We start from the raw sequence: 6,381 nt of genomic DNA, 5'->3' as shown, positions 1-6,381 counted from the left end.
CTTCGGAGCGAACTTGGCTGTCAGTCGGGAATATGGCGTCGGCACGCGAGGCGCGCATCGCGTCGACCTGCCGCTGACGGAACAGGCCAGGCATCCGGGCAGCGCGCATGACGACATAGAAGTCGCGGTGCTCATACCCTGCTACAATGAGGCCGCGACGATCGCGACCGTGGTGTCCGAGTTTCGCCAGTCTCTGCCAAACGCCCGCATCTATGTCTACGACAACAACTCGATCGACGACACGGCAGCGGTAGCCGCGTCCGCCGGCGCGATCGTTCGCAGCGAGCGCCGGCAAGGCAAGGGCAACGTGGTGCGGCGAATGTTTTCCGATATTGACGCCGACGCCTATCTTATCGTCGATGGCGATGCGACATACGATGCTTCCGAGGCGCCCGCCATGATCCGCGAGCTCCTGTCCGGGCCATACGACAAGGTGAACGGGGTGCGCATTCATGCCAGCAAGCAGGCATATAGACCGGGCCACCTGATCGGAAACCGTCTGCTTACATCGCTTGTTTCGCTGTTCTTCGGCGACCAAAGTCGAGACATGCTGTCCGGCTACAAGGCTCTGTCACGCCGGTTTGTAAAGACATTTCCGGCGGTAAGCGCAGGCTTTGAGATCGAGACCGAACTCCTCATACATGCGCTGGAACTCGGAGTTCCCATGAGCGAGGTCGAAACGCACTACAAGGAGCGGCCTGCGGGCTCGCTGAGCAAACTGGCGACCTACAAAGACGGCTTTCGCATCCTGTGGGTGATTTTCCACCTGATCCGCGACCTGCTGCCGCTTCCGTTTTTCCTGTCGATCGCCGCGGTTCTGGCGCTGATAGCAATCGGATTCGGCACACCCGTTTTCCTCAACTATCTCTCCACTGGATTGGTGCCTCGTTTCCCGACCTTGATAGCCGTATCGGCGGCAATGATCCTCGCATTCCTTTCGGTGTTCGCCGGCCTCATTCTCGATAGCGTCGCGCGCGGCCGCAAGGAGGCGAAGCTGCTTGCCTATCTATCCTACCGATCGGTGCAGCGGTGAGCGTGACGAGCGCGAAAATAGCGCGCTTCCTCTTTGCCGGAGGCATTGGGTTCGTCACTGACGCGGCCGTGTTCTTCGGCTTCGTGTACGGTTTTGGCGGCTCGATTATCGCCGCCCGCGTGCTAGCAAGCCTGGTCGCGATGACGGTAACCTGGGCCCTCAACCGGAGCATGACTTTCATTGACGGCCGCATGCAAAACAGAACTGCCGAGTACGGCAAATATCTGATTGCATCCTTCGTCGGGATGGGTGCGAACCTCATCGTGTTGAACGAGGCCAGTAAGATTGACGCCAATTTCTACCATGTGCCCGCGTATCTCCTCGGCGCGATTGCAGGCCTCGTCGTCAACTACGCTCTGTACGACCGAATGGTTTTCAACGGCCATCGAAGCCTGGGGTGATGGAAATGGCCGCTGATCAGGATCGGGCGCCCCGAGACGAGAATTTCGACTCCGTCTTTTATCGCGACGGGGCATCGAATTCGTTTGCGATGCGCCTGCTCAAGACCGCCAGGCGGAACATGTTCAATCTGTTCATTGAACAGATGCGCCCCTCCCCGCAAACGACCGTTCTCGATATCGGCGTTTCCGACGACGAGAATGAAGGCGCCAATTTCCTCGAAAAGTCCTACCCGTGGCCAGAAAAAGTGACTTGCGCCGGGATCGGAACCGGCGAGCAGGTCAAGGCACGTTACCCCTCCGCCACCTTCCGGCAAATCATTCCCAACGAGCCGCTGCCTTTTGCCGACAAGTCATTCGACATAGCGACGTCCAACGCGGTGCTGGAGCATGTTGGAGGAGTGCAAGAGCGCAGGCAATTCATCCTGGAGCACCTGCGGGTTGCCCGCTCCGTCTTCATCACCGTCCCCAACCGCTGGTTCCCGGTCGAACATCACACCGGATTGCCGCTTCTGCATTATTCGCCATCCGCATTCCGCGCGCTGCTCGGCAAATCATCGATGGGTTATTGGACCAAGCCGGAGAACATGGATTTTCTCAGCCGCGACCTGATCGGGCGAGAATGGCCGGGAGCCAAGGCGCCGCGCATCTGGATGACGGGGATCAAGCTCGGTCCCTTCAGTTCGAACATCGCCATCGTTGCCGGCGATCATGCTCAGACCTAGCCGGTACATTCCATGCGCGGATCTTCAGTCCTGAGACTGGTCAACGCATGGGCGTTGCCATTGGCGCTCGTCGTCCTGTTTTGCCTCTATCAGTACAGATATTTGACCTATCCCTCCGTTCCCGGCAACAATGCGCAATATCCGCTGGGCTGGTGGGGATGGATTGACCAGGGTCTCTACTGGAAGTCCGCGAAGGCCTTCGCCGTCCTCGATCTCAGGCCCGCATCGCATTTCTATCCGCCGCTTTATCCCCTCTTCGGCGCGCTCTTTCTACCAATTTCGGAAATGCACCCCTTCTATCTGGTCAACCTCGCGCTGATGGCCGGTTTCTTTCTGCTCGTGTTCCGCCTGTTTCGACCGCACCTCGGGCCCGCCGCCGCAGCTCTTTTCACATTGGCGGGCATGGTCGGTTACCCGATCATCGGGCTTCAGTGGGTTGTTCCGTGGACCAGCACGCTTGGCGCGTTCCTCCTCGCCGCGGCCCTTGTACTTCTCGACCGCTTCGATCGGCTGAGGCATTCATCGCTCCCCGCATCGACCTTCGCGACCAACGCGATCCTGTTCGGCATTGTTGTCGGCGCCCAGATCCCCGTTCGTACCGCGGACTTCGCCACGACTGCTCCGGCTGCAATCGCCTATGCGTCGCTTGTCGTGGCGATGGCAGTGGGCAATGAACCCGACGCGCGCAGAAACGGGATCGTTTCCATAGGCGCCGGGGCGGCTGGGTTTGCCTTGCCAGTGCTGTTCTTCGCAACATTCAATTACCTGAGCGCCGGAACTCTGGCCGGCACATATTTCCAGGCCGTCGCAGGAGGAATTGGCTTCGACATTTTCCAGGTTCCGGAGCGGCTCTTTTCGCTTCTTGTTGCCTCACAGGTCTATTTCCTGGAGTTCAATGCCGATTGGATCAGCGTGATCCCCATCCTGTTCATCGCCGTCGTTCTTGCGATCGTTCTGATCGTTTTCCCGGAGCCCCTGTTCATGCGGGTGGCCGGCTTGATGATGGCCGTGCATCTGATCGTTTATGCGAGCTATCGGGACAGCGTCCCGACCGGCATGTTCCGCTATTTCAACGTCCACTACTACAAGTGGATGTTTCCCATCGCGTTGGGGATTGTCGCCTACAGGCTGAAGCCGTCCGCTTTCGGCCGAAGGGAGGCAATCACTGTTGCGACGGGCGCGCTCATAGTCCTGCTCGTCGCATCCGTGACCGCGCAGCGTCGGGATGTGCCGATACTCGCCTCGACCTCCGAAGACAGAACCGTGAGGCTGGATGTTCAACAGCCCAATGCCATCCAGATAATCGATCTGGTGGGCGTGAAGGCTCCGCCTGAGAGCAATGCAATAACAGTCGAAACGTCCGCGACGATCGATGGCAGGCGGCTTTTCCCCGTCCGCGACTACAGATTTGTCGCCAACGAAAAACTTGTCCGTCTGATACTGGGCAGCCCGCAGAATGCCGGCTCGGTGGAGATTCACCTGTCGAAATATGTCGAGCCGCCCAAACCCGGCTGGACGGCTCGCGCCTCATCAATGAGTTTTAGGCTCGGACTGCCGTTCGCGCAGCAACGGCTCGACACGTCCGTTCCCGGCTCCCCGTTCTCCTTGCCGCCCGGCGGCGCCCACTGAGGGCTACCTCTCATTGGCGTTTTCCACAGTGATCGAACCGTGATCCGGTGCATCAAACTGTGATCCGGCGGATTTAGTTTTGACAAATTCGGTTGGTTTCTGCTCTCTTCCATCCGCCGTTGAGGATCCGCCGCCATAGTGCCGGCGCAATGACCAAAGAGGACGACGATGCGTACCCTGATTGGCGCTGTTGCCGCCATGTTGCTGATTTCCACCGCCGCTGCATTCGCCGGCCAGACCGAAGGCCTGATCAAGAAGGTCGACAAGGACACGCTGACGCTGACACTGGATGACGGCAAGTCCTACAAGCTCAATGCCGAAACCGATCTCGACGCGCTGCAGCCGGGCATGGACATTGTGATTGCCTATGACGTGACCAATGGCGAGAACGTGGTCACCGATATGCAGTTGCCGGACAGTGACGCGAATTGATTCAGATGATGCTGGCCTGACCTGAATCGCCACACCTTCCACAGTCCGCCCTACAACCACTCCAGGGTCCGACCCTGCAGCCGGAGCAAGCGGTCCTGCGGGATTTCGAGGCTTGCCGCCTCCTGCTTGGACAGGCCTTCGACGAAGCGGAACAGGCAGCGCATGACGCCGCCATGAGTGACGCAGACCGTCTGCCGGTCCAGGGCGTCGAAGAATGGCTTTATCCGCTCGAGCAGCATCTGGTAGCTCTCGGCGCCCTCGCCGGGCGGCTGGAAGTCCCATTTGGCGAAGCGGCGCCCCTGCGTCGAGCCGGGAAGCCTGGCCTCGAGCTCGCGGAAGGTAAAGCCCTGCCAGTCGCCGAAACTTATTTCGACCAGCAGCGGATCGGTGCGGTAGGCAAGCGGATCGAGACCCATCGCCGCGCGCAACCGCTCCATCGTCTCGCGCGTGCGCCGCATCGGGCTGGCGACAAAGTCGAAATCGTCCGAATTGTCGACGAACTCGGCCAGTCGGATCCCATTCCGGGTCGCCTGCTCGCGCCCCAGCGCGTTTATGTCGGTGTCTGCCTGGCCCTGCAGTCGACGCTCGGCATTCCACTCCGTCTGGCCGTGGCGCACGATGTAGACGAGCGGATACATCAGGTCTTCCGGCGAAAGATCACGACAGACTGCAGGCGGGGGGATGCCAGCTCGAGGAGACTATTCCTTGACGGTCGAGATATCGGGCGCGTCGACCGCCTTCATGCCGACGACATGGTAGCCTGAATCGACGTGATGGACCTCGCCGGTGACACCGCGCGACAGATCCGACAGGAAATAGACGCCTGAATCGCCGACCTCTTCCTGGGTGACCGTCTGCTTCAGCGGCGCATTGTATTCGTTCCACTTCAGGATGTAGCGGAAGTCGCCGATGCCAGAGGCGGCAAGGGTCTTGATCGGGCCGGCCGAGATGGCGTTGACGCGGATCTTCTTGGCGCCGAGGTCGACGGCGAGGTAGCGGACGCTCGCTTCAAGCGCAGCCTTGGCGACACCCATGACGTTGTAGTGCGGCATCACTTTTTCGGCGCCGTAATAGGTCAGCGTCAACAGCGAGCCGCCATCGACCATCAGCGGCTCGGCCCGCTTGGCGATGGTGGTGAAGGAAAACACCGAAATGTCCATGGTGCGCAAGAAATTGTCGCGCGTCGTCTCGACATAGCGGCCGGTCAGCTCGTCCTTGTCGGAAAAGGCGATGGCGTGGACGAGGAAGTCGAGCTTGCCCCAATGCTTGGCGATGTCGTCGAAAACGGCATCGAGGCTTGCCGGATCGGTGACGTCGCAATGACCGGCGACATGCGCGTTGAGTTCCGCCGCCAGCGGCTCGACGCGCTTCTTGAAGGCTTCGCCCTGATAGGTCAGCGCAATCTCGGCGCCGTGATCGACGCAGGCCTTGGCGATGCCGAAGGCGATCGACCGATTGTTCGCGACGCCGAGGATCAGCCCGCGCTTGCCGGCCATAAGGCCCTGTCCACCCGCCATGTGAGCGTTCTCCGCAAGAATGTCTGCTTTGTGGAGAGCCCTATCGCACAGGCACAAGGCCCCTTCAAGCGCCCATAGCGGACTGTCCGGGGGAGAAAACTTCGAAGGTCAGCCGTTTTGGCGGCGCATCAGCGCTTCCAACTCGCTGTCACCGCCCTCGGGCAGCATCAGCCTGACATGGACGTAGAGGTCACCATGGCCGCCGGTTTTCTCCGGCAAGCCCCGGCCCTTGAGCCGCAGCACCTTGTCGGAGCTCGACCATGCCGGGACATTGACCGCGAGGCGGCCGGTCGGCGTCTCGACCGCAACCTTGGCGCCCAGCACGGCATCGGCCAGCGCCACCGGCAGGTCGGCGTGCAGGTCGCGGCCCTCGACACGGTAGCGCGGGTGGCGACGGAAATGGATCTTGACCAGCGCATCGCCCGGCTGACCCGGCCCCTGCTCGCCCTGGCCCTTCAGACGGATGGTCTGACCGTCCTCGACATAGGCCGGCAACTTGACGGCGACCTTGCGACCGTCGGGGAACATCGCCGTCACCTTCTCGGCGGTGGCCGCCTCCTCGATGGTGACATCGAGCGTGACATTGAGGTCAGCGGCCTGGGCCGGCTGGCGACGGTCGCCTGTTCGCGCGCCGCTGGGGCCGGCGC

At 60.9% G+C, this 6,381-nt stretch carries 8 protein-coding genes; 5 read left to right on the top strand and 3 right to left on the bottom strand.

Annotated elements, in window-relative coordinates:
• The first annotated feature begins 127 nt into the window (after positions 1-127).
• The 5 genes from EN781_RS22440 (at position 128) to EN781_RS22420 (ending at position 4,217) form a co-directional block, all read left to right on the top strand.
• Positions 128-1,033, top strand: a complete 906-nt coding sequence (locus EN781_RS22440) for a glycosyltransferase family 2 protein (protein WP_348631390.1) — start codon at positions 128-130, stop codon at positions 1,031-1,033.
• The gene (locus tag EN781_RS22435) at positions 1,030-1,434 is read left to right on the top strand and encodes a GtrA family protein (protein WP_189347737.1); all 405 of its coding nucleotides are present in this window, start codon (positions 1,030-1,032) and stop codon (positions 1,432-1,434) included. The genes EN781_RS22440 and EN781_RS22435 overlap by 4 nt, the downstream gene beginning before the upstream one ends.
• A complete protein-coding gene (locus EN781_RS22430) occupies positions 1,434-2,156 on the top strand; it encodes a methyltransferase domain-containing protein (RefSeq protein WP_245492636.1) in 723 nt (240 codons plus the stop codon). Before EN781_RS22435 ends, EN781_RS22430 begins: the two co-directional genes overlap by 1 nt.
• A gap of 60 nt (positions 2,157-2,216) precedes the next feature.
• The gene (locus EN781_RS22425) at positions 2,217-3,785 is read left to right on the top strand and encodes a hypothetical protein (protein WP_126055940.1); all 1,569 of its coding nucleotides are present in this window, start codon (positions 2,217-2,219) and stop codon (positions 3,783-3,785) included.
• 168 nt (positions 3,786-3,953) lie between these two features.
• Positions 3,954-4,217 carry a DUF1344 domain-containing protein gene (locus tag EN781_RS22420; RefSeq protein WP_126055941.1) on the top strand — a complete coding sequence of 88 codons (264 nt, stop codon included), beginning with the start codon at positions 3,954-3,956 and terminating at the stop codon, positions 4,215-4,217.
• Positions 4,218-4,267: 50 nt separating this feature from the next.
• On the opposite strand, the gene EN781_RS22415 is transcribed toward EN781_RS22420, so the two are convergent.
• The 3 genes from EN781_RS22415 to EN781_RS22405 form a co-directional block, all read right to left on the bottom strand.
• Positions 4,268-4,855: a histidine phosphatase family protein gene (locus EN781_RS22415; protein ID WP_126055942.1), complete on the bottom strand. Its 588-nt coding sequence runs from the start codon at positions 4,853-4,855 to the stop codon at positions 4,268-4,270.
• Positions 4,856-4,915: 60 nt separating this feature from the next.
• Positions 4,916-5,734: an enoyl-ACP reductase FabI gene (gene fabI, locus EN781_RS22410; protein ID WP_126055943.1), complete on the bottom strand. Its 819-nt coding sequence runs from the start codon at positions 5,732-5,734 to the stop codon at positions 4,916-4,918.
• Positions 5,735-5,842: 108 nt separating this feature from the next.
• The coding region (locus EN781_RS22405) for a DnaJ C-terminal domain-containing protein (protein WP_281034387.1) at positions 5,843-6,381 on the bottom strand (539 nt) is incomplete at its 5' end.

This window comes from Mesorhizobium sp. M4A.F.Ca.ET.090.04.2.1 (genome assembly GCF_003999085.1).
Lineage (GTDB): Bacteria > Pseudomonadota > Alphaproteobacteria > Rhizobiales > Rhizobiaceae > Mesorhizobium.
The sequence above is the reverse complement of the archived record's forward strand: the minus strand, read 5'-3'. Positions and strand labels throughout refer to the sequence as shown.